Raw genomic sequence first — 17930 nt, 5'->3', positions numbered from 1 at the left:
GTGCGCATCCGCCGACGGATCCGCCTCGCGGGCGGGGATCAACCGATCCCCGGCCCCGGCTCCCCGGGGTCGTCGCCGGGCCCACCCGCCGCACTCCCCGCGGACTCCGGGGCGTCCGGAACCACGCGCAGGTGAGGACGTCCGGTCGGGAACTCGGGTGCGTCGTCCGGGAACAGCGGGCCCGGCTCGGACACCCCCAACCGCCGCAGGCGCTCGGCGTCGACGAGCGCGGCCCCGGTGCGACGACCACCGACGGGTCCGCCGGTGACGGCGTCGAGGAGAGCCGTGAGATCCGAGTCCTCGGCGGAGGTGTCGATGTCAGGGTGCCGGACCAGGTCCCAACCACGAGGCGCGGTGATGCGCAGGGCGTGGGCGGCGCACAGGTCCCACGCGTGTGGCTCCTCCACCGCGGGCAGCGGTCCGACCACCGCGGTGGAGTCCGCGTAGACGTAGGTGAGCGTGGCGACCGCACGATTCGGACATCCCGGGCGGCAGCAACGACGGTTCTCACTCACGAGATCCCAGCGTAGCCCCGACGAACGCCGACGCACCCCCCGACCCGCCCGACACGCCGAGGCGATCCACACGGTCCGCTCCGGCCGACAGGGAGCGGACGGCGCTATCCTCGCGCCATGACTCCCAGCGCCCATATTCCCGGACGGCCGCCGACCGGGACCGCCATCCCCGGCGCCGGCCAGACCGACGTGGCCGCGGGCAGCCGGATCTCGGTCCGGGACTTCCCCGGCGACCCGGGGCGTAGCGGCCCCCGCGTGGTGACCTCCCGCCGGGCCGAGCGTCGCGGCCACGGCCCCCGTGGCCCCATCCTGCCGCCGGAGGTCCCGCGGTGGCGCAGCCGCTCGGCCGAGTTCGACGCGGCGGCCCTCGAGGCCTTCGCCGAGATCGACCAGCACTGGCACAGCCAGCTGGTTCACCTCGACCTGGCCGTGGACATGGTGCCCCGTATGCGACTGCGCCCCGGGGAGACATGGCCCGAGGAGGTCGTGGCGGACGGCGACGTCCCCCTCGCCCGTCTGGTCCCCGCGGGGGTGGACCGCAGCGGGCAGCCGACCCGCGCCCGACTCGTGTTGTTCCGGAAGCCACTCACCCGGCGCGCGCCTGACGGCGACGACCTGCGCGACCTCGTGTACTCGGTCCTCGTCGAGCTGGTCTCGCAGCATCTGGAGATCTCGCCCGACGAGGTCGAGGCCGGCCCCGACCGCACCTAGGGCAGGCGCCGGGCTGCCCGTGGCCGATCGTCGGAGGGCCGGGCCGAAATGAATGGTGACCGCCCCGCGGGACGGTCAGGAACAGGCGGCTGCGACGCCGCCGGTCGGCGAGGACTCGCCGACGCGGATCACATCACGGCTTCGCGCTTGATCCGGCGCCGCTCGCGCTCGGACAGGCCGCCCCAGATGCCGAATCGCTCGTCGTTGGCCAGCGCGTACTCGAGGCATTCCGCCTTGACCTCGCAGCCGGTGCAGATCTTCTTGGCCTCCCGGGTGGAGCCGCCCTTCTCGGGGAAGAACGCCTCGGGATCCGTCTGGGCGCAGAGAGCGCGGTCCTGCCAGCTCTCCTCCTCGTCCTCAGCGAACAGGCCGGGGACGCCGAGGTCGACCAGGGCCAGGTCGGGTCCTGCCACGGTGCGTGCCTGTCGATCCACGGTCATCCCTTCGTTGTGAGCTGCATACGCATGGTGAACTGCTTGGGTGTTTGAATATTCGCTCTGACGCGAACGGAGCGTTCTTCGGGTCACCCACCAGGGAATGACACACCTGTGATTACACACATGCAAGCCGCCCGGGTCAAGCGAAATCCGAGATACCTAGCATTTCTCACATCCCCCGGTCCCCCCTGACACGCCGTCAGAAGTGTGGCGTGGGACACTTCCGGCATCCGATTCGATGGATTCTCGGACCGGGTTCGCCGTGCCGGCCCGCCCCGGCACCTCACGTCCCCCACGGCGCCGACCACCCCGTCGGGCCGGGTCACTACCCTTGGGCGCTGTGAGGATCTGTGTTCTGGCCGGTGGCGTCGGTGGCGCCCGTTTCCTGCTCGGCGCCCGCCGACTTCTCGGACTGGACGAGGTGGCCGCGCGTACGGACTCCCCGCACCGGATCGACGCGGTGGTGAACGTCGGGGACGACGCGTGGATGCACGGCGTCCGCATCTGCCCGGACCTCGACACCTGCATGTACACCCTCGGCGGCGGGATCGACACCGAGCGCGGCTGGGGCCACGCCGGCGAGACATGGAACTGCCGCGACGAGCTCGCCGCCTACGGTGTGCAGCCGGACTGGTTCGGCCTCGGCGACAAGGACCTGGCCACGCACCTCGTCCGCACCCAGATGCTCGGCGCCGGCTACCGGCTCACCGACGTGACCGAGGCCCTGTGCACACGCTGGTCCCCCGGGGTCGCCCTCCTGCCCGTGTCGGACGAGCGCTGCGAGACGCACGTCGTGGTCACCGACGGCCCGGAGGAAGCCGGAGCGGGATCCACGCCCGCGCATGACTCGACCGACGGGGCCGCCCCGGCCGCCGGCCCGCGCGCGATCCACTTCCAGGAGTGGTGGGTCAAGCACAGGGCGCAGCTGCCCGCGTCCGGCTTCGTCCACATCGGAGCCGACAAGGCCCGCCCCACCCCGGAGACGCTGGAGGCGATCGAGAGCGCGGACCTCGTCGTCGTCGCCCCCTCCAACCCCGTGGTCTCCGTCGGCGCGATCCTCGCGGTCCCCGGGATCCGCGCCGCGCTGCGCGCCACCTCGGCCCCGGTCGTCGGCGTGAGCCCCGTGATCGGCGGTGCGGTCCTGCGCGGCATGGGCGACGCGTGTCTGACCGCGATCGGCGTGGAGACCGATGCCCTGGCCGTGGCCCGCCACTTCGGCGCGCGCGCGGGCACGGGCCTCCTCGACGGCTGGCTGGTCGCCCCCGGCGACGGCCCCGAGGGTGCGGACACCGGGGTCGTGGACGTCGACGGCGTCCCCGTCACCGAGGCACCGCTCCTCATGACGGACCCCGAGGCCACCGCCGAGATGCTCGCCGCCGCGATCCGCCTGGCCGGCCTCGAGGTGCCCGGGCGGGCCGCACGGTGACCGACGACGCGATCCCCGAGATCCGACGCTGGACGGCGGAGCACGCCGCGCCCTCCGACGTCACGATGTGGGCCCCGGACGGGCTGCCCGAGTTCCGCCCCGGCGACGACCTCGCGCGGATCCTCGCCGAGTCCCTCACCGCGGACCCGCACGGACTGACCGACGGCGACGTGGTGGTCCTGACCTCCAAGGTCCTGTCCAAGACCGAGGGGCGGATCGTGGCCGCCCCCACCGACCCGGCTGAGCGCGACGCCCTCCGGCGGCGCCTCGTGGAGGACGAGTCCGTACGCGTGGTGGCCCGCGTCAACCGCACGCTCATCACCGAGAACAAGCTGGGGATCGTGCAGGCCGCCGCGGGCGTCGACGGCTCCAACGTCGAGGCCGGTGAACTGGCGCTCCTGCCCGAGGACCCCGACGCCTCCGCCCGCGCACTCGCCGCGGACCTGCGCCGCCTCACCGGCGCGCGCGTGGCGGTGATCGTCACCGACACCATGGGTCGCGCGTGGCGTACCGGCCAGATCGACCTGGCGATCGGCGCGGCGGGGATGCGGGTGTCGGTGGGCTACGACGGCGCCGTGGACCGCCAGGGCAACGAACTGCTGGTGACCGACGTGGCCGTGGCCGACGAGGTCGCGGCGGCCGCCGACCTGGTCAAGGGTAAGTTGGGCGGGCGGCCGGTCGCCGTGGTGCGCGGCCTTGCGCACCTCATGCTCGACGACGAGGGCGCCGGCGCCGCGCGTGGTGCCGACGGTGCCGATGTGGGCGGGAATGGTGCGGTCGGGAGCGGGGCGGTCGGAAGCGGTGCGGCCGGGAGCGGTGCCGGACCCCACGACGACGACAACGTCGACATCCCCCGGCGGGCGCGGGACCTCGTGCGTGACGGCGAGTTCGACCTGTTCCGGCTGGGCACCACCGAGGCGCTCGCGCAGGGGCGGCGAGAGGCCGTTCCCGCGCGCCGCTCGGTCCGCAGTTTCGCCGACGAGCCCGTCGACGCCGAGTTGCTCGCCGAGGCCGTGAGGGACGCGCTGACCGCGCCGGCGCCGCACCACAGCACGCCGATCCGGTTCGTGCGCGTGACCGGGCAGGCGCGCACGCGGCTGCTCGACGCGCTGCGCGAGGACTGGGAGCGCGATCTGCGGGCCGAGGGGCACACCGGCGAGGTGCTCGTCCGCCGGCTGGGGCGCGGCGACCTCCTGCGCACCTGTCCCGAGCTGATCGTGCCGTTCGTCGACGACGCCGCCGGCGCGCACGACTACCCCGACGAGCGCCGCAACGCCTGCGAGGAGACGATGTTCACCGTGGCCGGCGGCGCCGCGGTGCAGTCGCTGCTGGTGGCGCTGGCCGCCCGCGGTCTGGGCTCGTGCTGGATCGGGTCGACGATCTTCGCCGCCGACACCACCCGCCGCGAGTTGGCCGTCCCGGAGTCGTGGCGGCCGCTCGGCGCCGTTGCCGTGGGGGTGCCGGCCGAGCCGGTGACGCCCCGTGTGCCCAGGCCCGCCGGGGACGCGTATCTGACGATCGGGTGAGTCGGCAGCAGTACACGGGCCGGGCCGGACCTCCGCCCGGCTCGGCCCTAGCCACGGCCCTTACCCCAGACCTCGCCCTAGACCCACGCCGCCTATGCAATGTCTCGCCACCTGCGCAATCCGGTAGGTGGCGCGCTATCCGATAGGCGGCGTCGGCGGGGCTGGCCGGGCTGGCCGGGCAGACAGGGCTGGCCGGGCGGACAGGGTTGACTGGCGAGGCTGGCCGGACGGCTCGATCACATGTCGGTCGAGTACCGGATCCCGCCGTCCGGGATCTCCACACCCGGCCACACCCGGGCCCCGCGCAGGAGCTCGCAGCGGGCGCCCACCGAGGCGCCGTCACCGATCACTCCGTCGCGGACGAGCGCACGATGACCGATGCGTGCACCGAACCCGATGATCGAGCGCTCGACGGTCGCTCCGGCCTCGATCTTGGCGCCGTCGAACACGACCGCGCCGTCCAGCCGAGCTCCCGCGCCGATCTCCGCCCCACGGCCCACCACGGTCCCGCCGACGAGCACGGCCCCGGCACCGATCCCGGCGCCCTCGTGCACGAGCGCCTCACCCTCGTGGCCCTCGAGCGCCGGCGAGGGCGCGATGCCGCGCACCAGATCCGACGAGCCGCGGACGAAATCCTCGGGCGTGCCCATGTCGCGCCAGTAGGCCGAGTCGACGAAGCCGTACACGCGCTTGTCCTCGGCGAGCAGCTGCGGGAACGTCTCGCGCTCGACCGAGACCGGGATCCCCTCGGGGATCTGCTCGATGATCTCGCGACGGAAGACGTAGCAGCCGGCGTTGATCTGGTCGGTCGGCGGATCCTGGGTCTTCTCCAGGAACTCCTGGACCCGGCCGTCGTCGTCGGTGGTGACGCAACCGAACGCCCGTGGGTCGGAGACACGGACCAGGTGCATCGTCAGGTCGGCGTTCTTGGCGTGGTGCAGGTCGAGGACCTGCCGCAGGTCGGTGCCACCGAGGACGTCGCCGTTGAAGACCATGACGGTGGACGCGGAGAGCTCGGCCAGCACGTTGCGGATACCGCCGCCGGTGCCCAGCGGTTCGGTCTCCACCACGTACGAGATCTCCAGGTCGAGTTCCGAGCCGTCCCCGAAGTGCTCCTCGAAGACCTCTGCCTTGAACGAGGTGCCCAGCACCACGCGACGGATGCCGGCGGCCCGGATCCGCGAGAGCAGGTGCGTGAGGAACGGCAGGCCCGCGGTGGGCAGCATCGGCTTGGGCGCCGAGATGGTCAGGGGCCGCAGGCGGGTCCCCTTGCCGCCCACCAGCACCACCGCCTCGGTGTCCGCGATGAGGTCGTCGTCCGCGGCGCTCCCGGAGATCGTCGAGGTCACGTGTCTGCTCCCGCTGTCGTGGGCCCGGGGACGCGCAGCTGCGGTCCCGGCGGGCCGGTTCGTGTCGTTGAGGTCCGGCCCGCTAGCGCAGGGCGCGCTCGGCGGATCGGATCGCGAGGCGGCACCGGAGCTCCAGCCCCGCCTTGAGGGCCCAGCGTATCGGCGCCTGCCATGCATGTGGGTGCCGGTCCGCCTGGAACAGGTAGGCGCTGCGGTGATGGGCGCGGAGCGTGAACTCCGGCACGGACTTCGCCGCGTGCCCCTGGTCGTGGTGGATGACCGACGACGGCACGTACACGTTCTGCCAGCCCGCCTGCCCGAGCCGATCCCCCAGGACGACATCCTCCAGATACATGAAGTAGCGCTCGTCGAAACCGCCGAGGGCGTCGAAGGCGGACCGGCGAAGCAGCAGGCACGACCCGGACAGCCAGCCGGCGGCCCGCTCCGTCGACATGTCCTGATCGGCGAGATATCGCGCCGTCCACGGGTTGCCCGGCCACACCGGGCCGAGCACGGCGTGCCCGATCCCGGCGCCCAGAGTCGGCACCGACCGCGCCGACGGGTAGACCGAACCGTCGGTCTCGGCGATGCGCGGGCCGAACGCCGCCCCGCGCGGCCAACGCCGGACGGCGGCCAAAAGCTCGTCCACGCAGCCGGGCTCGAAGGTCACGTCCGGGTTGACGACGAGGACGAACTCCTGGTCGAACTCCTCGGGGCGCCGGGAGATCTCCGTCACCGCGCGGTTGATGGCTGTCCCGTATCCCAGGTTCCCACCGGTCGGGAAGAACTCGGCGAAGTCGTACTCGGCGGCCACCGCCTCGGGCACACCGTCCGTCGACCCGTTGTCGGCCATCACCAGCCCCACAGGGCGCCCGGTGGCAGCGGGCAACGTGTCGACGAAGGCGCGGAGATGGTCGCCGGGAGAATAGGTCACCGTCACGACGGGTAGTCGGCTCGTCACGCGAAACACCCTACGGCGAGCGCCTCCGATTCCGACGCCCGGCGCGCGGCGCGGTAACGTGGGGAAATCTTGAGCCGCCGACTTTCTGGCGCGCTCAGAATCTACGACCTCGACGACAAGGACGGTGGATGAGCGCCGAGCAGCCAGCGACGCCCCGTCGCGCCCCCGGCCGGGCGCAGGGCCGACGGCGGGCCACGCCCCCGAGCCCCGTGCCCGCGCGCATCGCCCGGGCGGTCGCCTCGATCGTCGCGGTCCTCTGCCTCGTGGTCACCGGTATCGGGTGGTCCCTGTTCAACGGCCTCAGCTCCGACCTGTCATCGGCCGGCGGGCTCGAGGTGGGAGACGGTGGTCTCGACGGCGCCGTCGACATCCTGCTGGTCGGCACCGACAACCGGACCGACGCTCAGGGCAACCCGCTGAGCCAGGAGGAGCTCGCCACGATCCGGACCGGCGAGGAGGACGGCGAGAACACCGACACCATCCTGCTCGTGCGCATCCCCGAGGACGGCAGCTCCGCCACCGCGATCTCCATCCCGCGCGATGTGTACGTGGAGACCAGCACGATCGGCCCGAGCAAGATCAACGGCGTTTACGGGGCCTCCAAGGAGGCCTCGCTCGCCGAAGCCGTGGCCTCGAACCCGGACGGCGCGCTCACCGAGGACGACCAGCGCGCCGCGGTCCAGGACGGCCGGAACGGCCTCATCAGCGCGGTCGAGGATCTCACCGGGGTACGGGCCGACCACTACGCCGAGATCGGGCTGCTGGGCTTCGTCCTGCTCACCGACGCGGTCGGCGGGGTCCCGGTATGCCTGAACACCGACGTCGACGAGCCGCTGTCCGGCGCGAACTTCCACGCCGGCGTCCAGACGATCTCGGGGTCGGATGCGCTGAGCTTCGTCCGCCAGCGCCACGACCTTCCCGCGGGCGACCTCGACCGGATCGTCCGCCAGCAGGCGTTCATGTCGCAGCTGGTCAAGAAGACCCTGTCCGCCGGTACGCTCGCCGACCCCACCAAGCTCGGCGCGCTCATCGATGCCGCCCGCCGCTCGTTCGTGATCGACGAGAACTGGGACTTCGTGGACTTCGCGCTCAAGCTCAAGGACATCAGCGGCGGCAGCGTCCGCTTCGAGACCATCCCGGTCACCAGCATCGATTCGGTCACCGAGTGGGGCGAGTCCATCGTCACCGCCGACCCGGAGCAGGTCACCGAGTTCGTGGCCGGATTCGCCAGCGGCGAGGGCGAGAACGATGCCGTGGAGGAGGAGACCTCCGCGGCCGTGCGCCCCGGCCTCGACCCCGCCGAGGTGTCCGTGGCCGTCGTCAACACCACCGCCATCGACGGTCTGGCCTCGCGCGTGTCCGGATCGCTGGCCGAGCTCGGCTACGCCCCGGGCGAGCTGCTGACCGACCCGGCCGCCGCCTACACCTCGCACGTCGCGGCCCCGTCCGCCGGCGACGCCGCCGCGTTCGCCGTCTCCGACGCACTCGGCGGACTGCCCGTCCAGGTCGACCCCGCCATCCCCGCGGGCGCGGTCCGGGTGGTCCTGGCAGAGGACTACAGCGGCCCCACCGGCGAGGCCGCGGGCATCGAGTCCGCCTCCCCCGCCACCACCACGTACGCCCCGCTGCCGCCGTCGATCGCACAGCGGCCCACCTTCGATGCAGGTGGAACGGACGTCCCCTGCGTCAACTGACCCGCCGAGCCCCGGAGGCCCCCGAGTGAACACCGCCGCAGACACCGTCTTCCAGCCGCTCCTCGCCGCCGATCCGGGGGCGCCGATGATCACGCACTACGACCTCGCGGCGCCCTCCCGGATCGAGCTGTCGGTCACGTCCACCGCCAACTGGGCGGCCAAGATCGCGGGACTGCTCCGCGACGAGATCGGTGTGATGCCGGGCGAACGGATCGTGTGCGACCTCCCGGCCCACTGGCTGACCGCCGGCGTCCTGCTCGGAGCGTGGTGGGCGGGTGCCGAGGTCTGCACGCGGGACGCCGACGACGCCGTCGTCGTCATCACCACCCCCGACCGCCTCGACCGCCACCCCGCGGACCTCGAGACTCTCCTCATGACCACCGACCCGATGGGGCGGCCGCTCGCGGCGGCCGGCGTCGACGTGCCGCCCGGCGTTACCGACATCGCCGAGGCGTGCCGCATCCACCCCGACGCGTTCGTCCCCTCCGGCGGTGGCGCTCTCGCACTCGACGGCGCCGCCCTGGCCGATCTGGTCGACACGGAGCTCGCTGCGCGCGTCCTCGTGCCCGGCCCGGACCGCACCGACATCGTGTCGGTGCTCGCCCGGGTCTTCGCCTCCGGTGGCACCGCCGTGCTGGTCACCGGTGCCGGGGCCGACGACGACGGCGTCGCCGACGTGGCCGCCACCGAACGCACCACGCTGACACTCTGAGGCCACCCGGCGGACGTCCGCGACCCTGATCCCCGCCCCAGCCGGGTGTTTCCACGCCGCTGAGGTCGCCCGCCGCGCTCGCACTGCCCCGAAATGCCGGAAGCCGCTACCCTGCGTCGCGATCCGCTACCCGAATGCGGTAGTTGTCAACCTGTTTTGGACAGGTGGTTGATTCCGGTTGTGGTGGGCAGTGGTGGTGCTTTTGGTGGTGTGCGGAAGCGTTCGGGGTGTTCGGCGGCGAGGGCGTCGAGCCGGGCCTGGCGGGCTTGTCGGATGGTGTGCGCGTGTCCGGTGAACACCTGCTCTGGGGTGTATCGGCCCAGTCCGCTGTGACGGTGCTCGGTGGCGTAGCGGTGCAGGAATTCTCCGGTCCATTGCCGGGCGTGGTCGATCGATTCAAATCGGCCCGGGTGTTCCAGGTCGTATTTGATGGTCTTGAACAGCGATTCGGAGAACGGGTTGTCGTCACTGACCCGGGGCCGAGAGTAGGACTTTCCCACGGGGTGCTTGCCCAGTTCCTTGAGCAGGTCATCTGATCGCATCGCGGAACCGTTGTCGGCATGCAGAGTCCGGGGAGCGCCGTACTTGGAGAATGCTTCGCGGAACATCGTGGCCGCCTTCTTGCCGCATTCGTCCCGGTCGATATGCCAGGCCACCGGGTAGCGCGAGTACACATCGATGGCCAGGTAAAGCTTGTACTGCGCACGGGCGGGCCCATGGAAGGTGGTGATGTCCCACGACCACAGGTCCCCTGGCCTGGCGGCCTGAGCGGTCGGCTTGGCTCGCGGTGATGCGGTGCCACTATGGCGACCCGGCCGACGATCACCGACCAGCCCCTGGGTGTGGGCGATGCGGTAAAACGAGCGCTGCGAGCAGGCGACCGTGCCGGCATCAAACGAAGTCCAGTAGGCCTGAACGATAGACCGGTCCACCATTTCCGGATCCGAGAGCACGTCCACGACCTGCGACTTCTCGGCCTCGGTTAGTGCAGCTGGTTGATGGCGGTCTTTCTGGGGGATCGGGTCGGCCACCGGCACGTAGCCACCTTCCTCGCGGGCGTAGTAGCTCGAGCGGGTTACCCCGGCCAGGCGGCAGGCCCGAGCCTTGGCCATAGACGCGTACTCGATCAGCTCGGTGGCCATGCCCCAGATCACCACTTTCTGCGCGCGAGCCAGCGCTCGTACTCCTGGGCACTGTTCAGCGATGGCGGGATCTGTGCTTTTGGGCCGGTCGAGCTCTCGGTGATCCCCTCCAAGAGCTCGAATGCTTTTCCCATGATCTCCTGCGCGGCCTCGGCCTCTTTGACCTTCTTCTGCAGGCGTTCGTTCTCCCGACGAAGCCGTAGTAGTTCCGACCGATCCTCGCTGTGGGTTCGACGCCGATTCCCACTCATCGCCGACGCCACCGACTCATCGAGCAGGCCTTCGTCCCGGGCCTGAAGCCATCGCTTGACAGTGCCCTGCGCCAGCCCGTTCGCCCGCAGCAGTCGTGCCTTGTCTCCATGTGCCACACACTCGTCCCAGGCAGCGAGGAACTCAAGGCGATACGCCAAGGAAAAGCTCCGTTTGCCCGTGGCTGTGGCACCGATTGGCGCACTAATTTTCATGCAAACTCCGATCCCCGAATCCGCGACCAACTGTCCAAGAACAGCTTGGCAACAAACGAATGCGGGTAGCGGATCCGGCGCTCGAGTAGCGGATTCCAGGGCGGGCGGGTGTGCGAGGCGCGTACGCCTCCGGGATCAGCTCAGGACCTGGCGGGCCATGACCATGCGGCAGACCTGGTTGGTGCCCTCGTAGATCTGGGTGATCTTCGCGTCGCGCATCATGCGCTCGACCGGGAAGTCCCGCGTGTAGCCGGCGCCGCCGAAGAGCTGCACGGCGTTGGTGGTGACCTCCATCGCCACGTCCGAGGCGAAGGTCTTGGAGGCGGCGGCCAGGAAGCCGAGCTTCTGACCACCGGGCGCGATGCCGCGCTCGGCGTTGGCGGCCGCGGTGTAGACCATCAGGCGGGCGGCCTCGACCTTCATCGCCATGTCGGCCAGCATGAACTGGGTGTTCTGGAAGTCCGAGATCGCGCGACCGAACTGCTTACGCTCCTGTGTGTAGGCGATCGCCGCATCCAGCGCGCCCTGGGCGATGCCGACGGCCTGCGCACCGATGGTGGGGCGCGTGTGATCGAGCGTCTGCAGGGCGGTCTTGAACCCGGAGCCCGGCTCACCGATGATGCGGTCACCGGGGATCCGGACGTTCTCGAAGTACAGCTCGGCGGTGGGCGAGCCCTTGATGCCGAGCTTCTTCTCGGTCTTGGAGACACCGAAGCCCTCGTCGGCCGCGTTGACCATGAACGCCGAGATCCCGCTGGCGCCCTTCTCCGGGTCCGTCACGGCCATGACCGTGTACCAGGTCGACTTGCCGCCGTTGGTGATCCACGCCTTGGAGCCGTTGAGGACCCAGTCGTCGCCGTCGGCCTTCGCGCGGGTGCGCATGGCGGCGGCGTCCGATCCGGCCTCACGCTCCGACAGCGCGTACGAGGCCATCTTGCCGCCGGCGATCTCGGGCAGGACCTGCTTCTTGAGGGCGTCGTCGCCGGCCAGGATCAGACCCATGGTGCCGAGCTTGTTGACCGCCGGGATGAGCGAGGACGAACCACAGACACGCGCGACCTCCTCGATCACGATGCAGGCGGCCACGGAATCGGCGCCCTGGCCGTCGTACTCCTCCGGAACGTGGACGGCGTTGAAGCCCGAGGCGTTGAGTGCGTCGAGCGCCTCCTGGGGGAACCGCTCCTGCTCGTCGACGTCCGCGGCGTGGGGCTCGATCTCCTTCTCTGCCAGAGCGCGGATCGCTGCCCGGAGCTCCTCGTGCTCCTCCGCCGGGCGGTACAGGTCGAAATCGGGGTTGCCGGACATGTGCGGGCCTCCATGAGGGAATCGTCGGTGCTGGTCGCGCAGCGGGCGTCGAGCCGAGCCGTCCGAGGTGTCCGTCGCTCGCCGGCACCGATGGCGACCCGGGGATCCCAGGCTGCACCCAGGCGCCCACGTTACCAGCGGTTAACTGTAGTTTCCGCCGGAGAAAGCCAGCTTGTTCCGCATCGCGGAACCGAGAGTGGGCGTCAGCCCAGGAGCCGGTCGCGCAGCGCCTGGTCCTTGCGCTCGACCATCGCCTCGAGGTCGGCCTGGAAGGCCTCCATGCGCCCGAGCAGAGCGGGGTCGGAGGCCCCGAGGATGCGCACGGCCAGCAGACCCGCGTTACGCGCCCCGCCGATCGACACCGTCGCGACCGGCACGCCCGCCGGCATCTGCACGATCGACAGCAGCGAGTCCATGCCGTCGAGGTACTTCAGCGGGACCGGGACGCCGATGACCGGCAGCGGCGTGGCCGAGGCCACCATGCCCGGCAGGTGCGCTGCTCCCCCGGCGCCGGCGATGATCACCCTGATGCCGCGGCCGGCGGCCGACTGCGCGTAGTCGAGCATCTTCTGCGGGGTGCGATGGGCGGAGACGACCCCCACCTCGAAGGGGATCCCGAACTCGGCCAGCGCCTCGGCAGCGGCCTCCATGGTGGGCCAGTCGGAGTCGCTGCCCATGATCAGACCGACCTGCGGCCCGCTCTGTCGCGCGGTCATGTCGTCGCCTTTCGTCGAGGTGGTGTCACCGTGGTGTTCCGCTGAGCGAGTGCAGGATCAGCGTTCGAAGTCCGCGACCGGCGCCCCCGTGTGGGGGTCCCACCCGTCGGCCCAACGCCCGTGGGAGAGCCAGTGCGCGGCGAGCTCGGCCACCGAGCGCACGGCCGCGACCTGATCCGCGTCGTCCGGGTCGACCCCCGGATCGCCCAGGACGTTGACGTGGCCGATCTTGCGGCCGGGTCGCTCGGACTTGCCGTAGAGGTGCACCTTGGCGTGCGGGAATCGGGCTCCGAGATGGTGGACGCGCTCGTCCATGCTCATCTCGGGCGTCTCGGCGGCGCCGAGCACGTTGGCCATTACCGTGACGGGCGCGGTGGGGACGGTGGAGCCGAGCGGGTAGTCGAGGACGGCCCGCAGGTGCTGCTCGAACTGGCTGGTCGTGGCGCCGTCCATGGTCCAGTGCCCGGAATTGTGCGGACGCATGGCCAGCTCGTTGATCAGCACGCCCGGTCGACCGTCGGACCCGACGACCTCGAACAACTCGACCGCCATCACCCCGGTCACGTCGAGGTGCTCGGCCAGGCGCAGCGCGGTGGCCTGCACCGCGGAGCGCAGGTCGTCGGGTAGCCCGGGGGCAGGCGCGACGACCACAGCGCAGATGCCGTCCCGCTGCACGGTCTCCACGACCGGCCACACGGCGCCCTGCCCGAACGGCGAGCGCGCCACCATCGCGGACAGCTCGCGGGTCCACGGCACGCGGGCTTCCGCCATCATCGGCACGCCGGCCTCGAGTTGCTCGGCGGCGATGCGCTCGGCTTCCTCGAGTGAGTCGGGCATCCACACCCCGCGACCGTCATATCCGCCGCGCGCCGCCTTGAGGACGATCCGCCCTTCCTGCTCGCCGTGGAACCGCCGCACGTCGTCGAGGGAGTCGATACCGGCGAAGGCGGGCACGGGCGCGCCGATCTCCGCGAGCGCGTTACGCATCACGAGCTTGTCCTGCGCGTGGATGAGCGCGGAGGCGCGGGGCCGAACGGCGATGCCGTCCGCCTCGAGCGCGAGCAGGATCTGCGGTGGGACGTGCTCGTGGTCGAAGGTCATCACGTCGGCGCCCTCGGCCGCGGTGCGCACCGCGTCCGGGTCGTCGTGGGCGCCGATCACCACGTCGGGGGTGACCTGGGCGGCCGGATCCAGCGGGTCCGCGGCGAGGACGCGCAGGGTCTGGCCGAGGGCCACGGCGGACTGATGGGTCATGCGGGCCAGCTGCCCGCCGCCGATCATCGCCACGACTGGGGTACCGAGCGGATTGCGGCGGATGCGCGAGTCGTCGTTCACGCCGTTCATCGTCTCACGTGGAGTAGGGCCCTCACCTACGCCCCGGGAGCCCCCAGCGAAACCGGGGCTCCGGGGCGAGCGGAGTGGGCGGCGGCGGGGGCGGGAGCCGGAGGAGTTCGTCGTACACGGCGGCGTGGACCCGGGCCACCTCGGGAACGTCCTCGATCTCCACCGGCGGCAGGTGTCCGAGCTCGAGGATCAGACAGCCGGTGCCCATCGCGCGGTCGCTGAGGGTGTGCCGGAACCGGACCGCGCTGATGCGCCGCAGGGGCACGTCGACGCACTTTCGCGACGAGCCGGCCGGCCGGTAGAGCACTCGTTCGTCGGTGACGATCAGGTCTGTGCGCGCCCAGCGGACCGCCGGCCACAGCGCCAGTCGCAGCACGACGAGCAGGTACATCACCGCGACCATGGCCCAGGTGACGCTGCGGTCGGACGGGTCCGGCATCTGCACTTCGATGAACCCGCCGGCGATCCCGGCCAGCCCGGCGGCGACGACGGCGACCAGCGCGGGTCGGATGAGCTGCCGCCAGTGGGGGTGGGTGTGGACGATCAGCGCCTCCCCCGGCGCGACGACCGTTCGGACGAACCCCACGGGTCAGCCGCCCCACCGACCGCCGGTGCCGCGGACGTGGGTGACGTCCCCGGCCGCGACGGCGAACTCCTCGCCGGAGGTCCCGCCCTCGTGTGGGACGACGACGAGCCGGCCCTCCCGGTCCACCCTCACCGCCCGTCCGGTCCTGACGATGTCCCCTGGCAGCTCGACGCGGACCTCGGCCCCGATGGTCGAGCAGGCCTCCGTGTAGGTCGACATGAGCTCGTCCGAGATGGTCGAACCGCTGCCCCGTTCGCACTCACGCCACTGCTGGTGACGCAGCGCGAGCGCCTCCAGCACGGCGCGGGCGATCGCGTCCCGGTCCGCCGAGCCCCCGGCGAGCGTGAGTGAGGTGGCGTGCGGGACCGGGAGCTGGTCCTGCGTGAGCGAGATGTTGATTCCGACGCCCACCACGACCGCGGGCAGCCGCACCCGGAAATCCCCGGCCGCGGGCACGGTGGTCATCTCCGCGAGGATGCCGGACAGCTTGCGCCCCTCGATCAGGACGTCGTTGGGCCACTTGAGCGTGGCGTCCACCCCGGCGGCCTCGCGCAGCCCGTCCCGGACGGCCAGGCCGGTGACCAACGGCAGCCATCCGAAGAGCGTGGGCGTGACGGCACCGGGCCGCAGCAGGATGCTCACGGCGACCTGGGTCCGGGGCGGGGCCGTCCACTCGCGACCGAGTCGACCGCGGCCCGAGGCCTGGTATTCGGCCAACAGCACACTCCGGTCCGGGGCCCCGTCCGCCGCACGCGCAAGCAGCTCGGCGTTGGTGGAACCGATCTCGTCCACCACCTCGAGAGAGGTGTACGGCGCACCGGCGACCTCCACCAGGGCGTGGCGGAGCGCGGCGGCGTCCAGCCTGGGCGGGGTGACGGTTGTGGGGTCGGCATGCACGTCTTCCAATGTAGGTCGCCGCTACGACATCCCGCGCCCGCGCGCGCCCCGTGCCCGGTCAGACGCTCCTCGCCGGGGCTGAAATGGCGCCCTCAGGAGGGCGGCGGGGTCGCCTGTCGGGGGATGTAGGCCGGGTCACGTCGCCACGGACGGGAATGACTCGTTAGAGTCTTGCAACATGACGACTGCCTCAGAACCGGACGTGAGCGCCGACGTCCCCACGGACGCCGCGACCCCCGACATCCACACCACCGCCGGGAAGCTGTCCGAGTTGCGGCGCCGCCTCGACGAGGCCCGCGCCCCGATGGGACAGGCCGCGATCGACAGGACCCACGACAAGGGCCTGCTGACGGCCCGCGAGCGGATCGAGAATCTCCTCGACCCGGGCTCCTTCGTGGAGATCGACGCGCTGGCCCGTCACCGCGCCACCACCTTCGGCCTGGCCGAGCGCCGCCCACTGGGCGACGGCGTGATCACCGGCTACGGCACCATCGACGGTCGCGCCGTGTGCATCTTCTCGCAGGACGCCACCGTCTTCGGCGGCTCGCTCGGCGAGGTCTACGGCGAGAAGATCGTCAAGGTCATGGACCTGGCGCTCAAGACCGGCCGCCCGATGATCGGCATCAACCACGGTGCCGGCGCCCGTATCCAGGAGGGCGTCGTCTCGCTCGGCCTGTACGGCGAGATCTTCCACCGCAACGTCCTGTCCTCCGGCGTCATCCCGCAGATCTCCCTGATCATGGGCCCGTCCGCCGGCGGCCACGTCTACTCCCCCGCCCTCACCGACTTCACCGTGATGGTCGACAAGACCTCGCAGATGTTCGTCACGGGCCCGGATGTCATCAAGACGGTCACCGGCGAGGAGGTCACGCAGGAGGAGCTCGGCGGTGCCAACACGCACATGACCAAGTCCGGCGTATCCCACTACACCGCCGCCGACGAGCAGGACGCCCTCGACTACGTCAAGGACCTGCTCTCGTACCTGCCGAGCAACAACCGGGCCGAGGCGCCGCGCTTCCCGTTCCCGGTCGCCGAGGGCGCGATCGAGGACAACCTCACCCCCGAGGACCTCGAGCTCGACACGATCATCCCGGACTCGTCGAACAGCCCGTACGACATGCACGAGGTCATCGGCCACATCGTGGACGACGCCGAGTTCCTCGAGGTCCAGGGCCAGTACGCGATGAACGTCATCGTCGGCTTCGGTCGCGTCGAGGGCCGCAGCGTCGGCATCGTCGCCAATCAGCCCACCCAGTTCGCGGGCTGCCTCGACATCAAGGCCTCCGAAAAGGCCGCGCGCTTCGTCCGCACCTGCGACGCCTTCAACGTCCCGATCCTCACCCTGGTCGACGTCCCGGGCTTCCTTCCCGGCACCGGCCAGGAGTTCGACGGCATCATCCGTCGCGGCGCCAAGCTGCTCTACGCCTACGGCGAGGCGACGGTCGGCAAGGTCACCGTCATCACCCGTAAGGCCTACGGCGGCGCGTACGACGTCATGGGCTCCAAGCACATGGGCGCGGACATCAACCTGGCCTGGCCCACCGCCGAGATCGCCGTCATGGGCGCCTCCGGCGCCGTCGGCTTCGTCTACCGCCCGCAGCTCAAGGAGGCCGCGGCGAACGGTGAGGACGTCGACGCACTGCGCCTGAAGCTGCAGGCCGAGTACGAGGACACCCTCGTCAACCCGTACGTCGCCGCCGAGCGCGGGTACGTCGACGCGGTCATCCCGCCGTCGCACACCCGCCTCCAGGTGGCCCAGGCGCTGCGCCTGCTCGACCGCAAGGTCGTCGAGGTGCCCGCCAAGAAGCACGGGAACATCCCGCTGTGACCGGCGAGCAGAGCACGGCCGACACGGGCGACGCCGCCAAACAGGAGAAGCCGTTCTTCGAGGTCGTCGGTGGCAACCCGTCCGCGGTCGAGGTGGGCATCCTCGCGGCGGTCTTCGCGACCGCCGAGGGCAACGCCGCGCACGCGGGCGAGAGCGACAACGGGATCAAGAACGACTGGGGCTCCTACGAGGACCGTCTCCGGCCACCGTTCGGCTACAACCCGAGCTCATTCCTCAACCGCCGGCAGTACTGACGGTCAGATGGTGAGATAGGACCCACCGGTCCACGTCGCGGCCCCGGCCTCCCCCACGAGGTA

General features: G+C 71.2%; 18 protein-coding genes. 7 read left to right on the top strand and 11 right to left on the bottom strand.

Annotated features, from left to right (window positions below; all coding sequences use genetic code 11):
* Positions 1–38 precede the first annotated feature (38 nt).
* Positions 39–515 (bottom strand): DUF3499 domain-containing protein, encoded by a 477-nt coding sequence (locus ACWIE7_RS02895; RefSeq protein ID WP_452099223.1) that lies wholly within the window; start codon positions 513–515, stop codon positions 39–41.
* A 189-nt stretch (positions 516–704) separates the two neighbouring features.
* On the opposite strand from ACWIE7_RS02895, the gene ACWIE7_RS02890 reads away from it, so the two are divergent.
* A complete protein-coding gene (locus ACWIE7_RS02890; protein ID WP_372459564.1) occupies positions 705–1226 on the top strand; it encodes a metallopeptidase family protein in 522 nt (173 codons plus the stop codon).
* Positions 1227–1354: 128 nt separating this feature from the next.
* On the opposite strand, the gene ACWIE7_RS02885 is transcribed toward ACWIE7_RS02890, so the two are convergent.
* Positions 1355–1666, bottom strand: a complete 312-nt coding sequence (locus ACWIE7_RS02885; protein WP_230930249.1) for a WhiB family transcriptional regulator — start codon at positions 1664–1666, stop codon at positions 1355–1357.
* Between the two features lie 337 nt (positions 1667–2003).
* Between ACWIE7_RS02885 and ACWIE7_RS02880 the strand changes: the two genes are divergently transcribed.
* Together ACWIE7_RS02880 and ACWIE7_RS02875 are read left to right on the top strand one after the other, a co-directional pair.
* A complete protein-coding gene (locus tag ACWIE7_RS02880; protein ID WP_452099222.1) occupies positions 2004–3089 on the top strand; it encodes a 2-phospho-L-lactate transferase CofD family protein in 1086 nt (361 codons plus the stop codon).
* Complete coding sequence (locus ACWIE7_RS02875) at positions 3086–4615, top strand: coenzyme F420-0:L-glutamate ligase (protein ID WP_454068549.1); 1530 nt, start codon at positions 3086–3088, stop codon at positions 4613–4615. Before ACWIE7_RS02880 ends, ACWIE7_RS02875 begins: the two co-directional genes overlap by 4 nt.
* A 236-nt stretch (positions 4616–4851) precedes the next feature.
* Here ACWIE7_RS02875 and ACWIE7_RS02870 read toward each other — a convergent pair whose 3' ends face one another.
* Both ACWIE7_RS02870 and ACWIE7_RS02865 read right to left on the bottom strand, forming a co-directional pair.
* Entirely contained in the window at positions 4852–5964 is a 1113-nt protein-coding gene (locus tag ACWIE7_RS02870) for a mannose-1-phosphate guanylyltransferase (protein ID WP_372459561.1), read from the bottom strand.
* An 82-nt stretch (positions 5965–6046) separates the two neighbouring features.
* Positions 6047–6925: a glycosyltransferase family 2 protein gene (locus ACWIE7_RS02865; RefSeq protein ID WP_454068548.1), complete on the bottom strand. Its 879-nt coding sequence runs from the start codon at positions 6923–6925 to the stop codon at positions 6047–6049.
* Positions 6926–7053: 128 nt separating this feature from the next.
* Between ACWIE7_RS02865 and ACWIE7_RS02860 the strand changes: the two genes are divergently transcribed.
* Both ACWIE7_RS02860 and ACWIE7_RS02855 read left to right on the top strand, forming a co-directional pair.
* Positions 7054–8619: an LCP family protein gene (locus tag ACWIE7_RS02860; protein ID WP_454068547.1), complete on the top strand. Its 1566-nt coding sequence runs from the start codon at positions 7054–7056 to the stop codon at positions 8617–8619.
* A 25-nt stretch (positions 8620–8644) separates the two neighbouring features.
* Positions 8645–9331, top strand: a complete 687-nt coding sequence (locus tag ACWIE7_RS02855) for a TIGR03089 family protein (protein ID WP_454068546.1) — start codon at positions 8645–8647, stop codon at positions 9329–9331.
* A gap of 146 nt (positions 9332–9477) precedes the next feature.
* Here the strand turns inward: ACWIE7_RS02855 and ACWIE7_RS02850 are convergent, their stop codons facing one another.
* The 7 genes from ACWIE7_RS02850 to ACWIE7_RS02820 form a co-directional block, all read right to left on the bottom strand.
* A complete protein-coding gene (locus tag ACWIE7_RS02850; protein ID WP_454068545.1) occupies positions 9478–10473 on the bottom strand; it encodes an IS3 family transposase in 996 nt (331 codons plus the stop codon).
* 8 nt (positions 10474–10481) lie between these two features.
* Positions 10482–10883: a hypothetical protein gene (locus ACWIE7_RS02845; RefSeq protein ID WP_454068544.1), complete on the bottom strand. Its 402-nt coding sequence runs from the start codon at positions 10881–10883 to the stop codon at positions 10482–10484.
* A 189-nt stretch (positions 10884–11072) separates the two neighbouring features.
* Positions 11073–12242: an acyl-CoA dehydrogenase family protein gene (locus tag ACWIE7_RS02840; RefSeq protein ID WP_452099215.1), complete on the bottom strand. Its 1170-nt coding sequence runs from the start codon at positions 12240–12242 to the stop codon at positions 11073–11075.
* Positions 12243–12445: 203 nt separating this feature from the next.
* A complete protein-coding gene (gene purE / locus ACWIE7_RS02835) occupies positions 12446–12958 on the bottom strand; it encodes a 5-(carboxyamino)imidazole ribonucleotide mutase (protein WP_452099214.1) in 513 nt (170 codons plus the stop codon).
* Between the two features lie 57 nt (positions 12959–13015).
* The gene (locus ACWIE7_RS02830; protein WP_452099213.1) at positions 13016–14302 is read right to left on the bottom strand and encodes a 5-(carboxyamino)imidazole ribonucleotide synthase; all 1287 of its coding nucleotides are present in this window, start codon (positions 14300–14302) and stop codon (positions 13016–13018) included.
* 22 nt (positions 14303–14324) lie between these two features.
* Positions 14325–14888: a PH domain-containing protein gene (locus ACWIE7_RS02825; RefSeq protein WP_452099212.1), complete on the bottom strand. Its 564-nt coding sequence runs from the start codon at positions 14886–14888 to the stop codon at positions 14325–14327.
* 3 nt (positions 14889–14891) lie between these two features.
* Positions 14892–15785 (bottom strand): biotin--[acetyl-CoA-carboxylase] ligase, encoded by an 894-nt coding sequence (locus ACWIE7_RS02820; RefSeq protein WP_452099211.1) that lies wholly within the window; start codon positions 15783–15785, stop codon positions 14892–14894.
* Positions 15786–15963: 178 nt separating this feature from the next.
* Here ACWIE7_RS02820 and ACWIE7_RS02815 point away from each other — a divergent pair, with 178 nt between their 5' ends.
* Positions 15964–17613: an acyl-CoA carboxylase subunit beta gene (locus ACWIE7_RS02815; protein WP_230930239.1), complete on the top strand. Its 1650-nt coding sequence runs from the start codon at positions 15964–15966 to the stop codon at positions 17611–17613.
* Positions 17610–17867, top strand: a complete 258-nt coding sequence (locus ACWIE7_RS02810; RefSeq protein WP_452099210.1) for an acyl-CoA carboxylase subunit epsilon — start codon at positions 17610–17612, stop codon at positions 17865–17867. The genes ACWIE7_RS02815 and ACWIE7_RS02810 overlap by 4 nt, the downstream gene beginning before the upstream one ends.
* Positions 17868–17930 lie beyond the last annotated feature (63 nt).

Source organism: Dietzia sp. NPDC055343, assembly GCF_053645265.1.
The sequence above is the reverse complement of the archived record's forward strand: the minus strand, read 5'-3'. Positions and strand labels throughout refer to the sequence as shown.

Excerpts from the sequence above, each read along its gene's own strand:
- ACWIE7_RS02850 (WP_454068545.1), bottom strand. The coding sequence starts at position 10,473 with ATGGCCACCGAGCTGATCGAGTACGCGTCTATGGCCAAGGCTCGGGCC.
- ACWIE7_RS02815 (WP_230930239.1), top strand. The coding sequence starts at position 15,964 with ATGACGACTGCCTCAGAACCGGACGTGAGCGCCGACGTCCCCACGGAC.
- ACWIE7_RS02860 (WP_454068547.1), top strand. The coding sequence starts at position 7,054 with ATGAGCGCCGAGCAGCCAGCGACGCCCCGTCGCGCCCCCGGCCGGGCG.
- ACWIE7_RS02840 (WP_452099215.1), bottom strand. The coding sequence starts at position 12,242 with ATGTCCGGCAACCCCGATTTCGACCTGTACCGCCCGGCGGAGGAGCAC.
- ACWIE7_RS02830 (WP_452099213.1), bottom strand. The coding sequence starts at position 14,302 with ATGAACGGCGTGAACGACGACTCGCGCATCCGCCGCAATCCGCTCGGT.
- purE (WP_452099214.1), bottom strand. The coding sequence starts at position 12,958 with ATGACCGCGCGACAGAGCGGGCCGCAGGTCGGTCTGATCATGGGCAGC.
- ACWIE7_RS02885 (WP_230930249.1), bottom strand. The coding sequence starts at position 1,666 with ATGACCGTGGATCGACAGGCACGCACCGTGGCAGGACCCGACCTGGCC.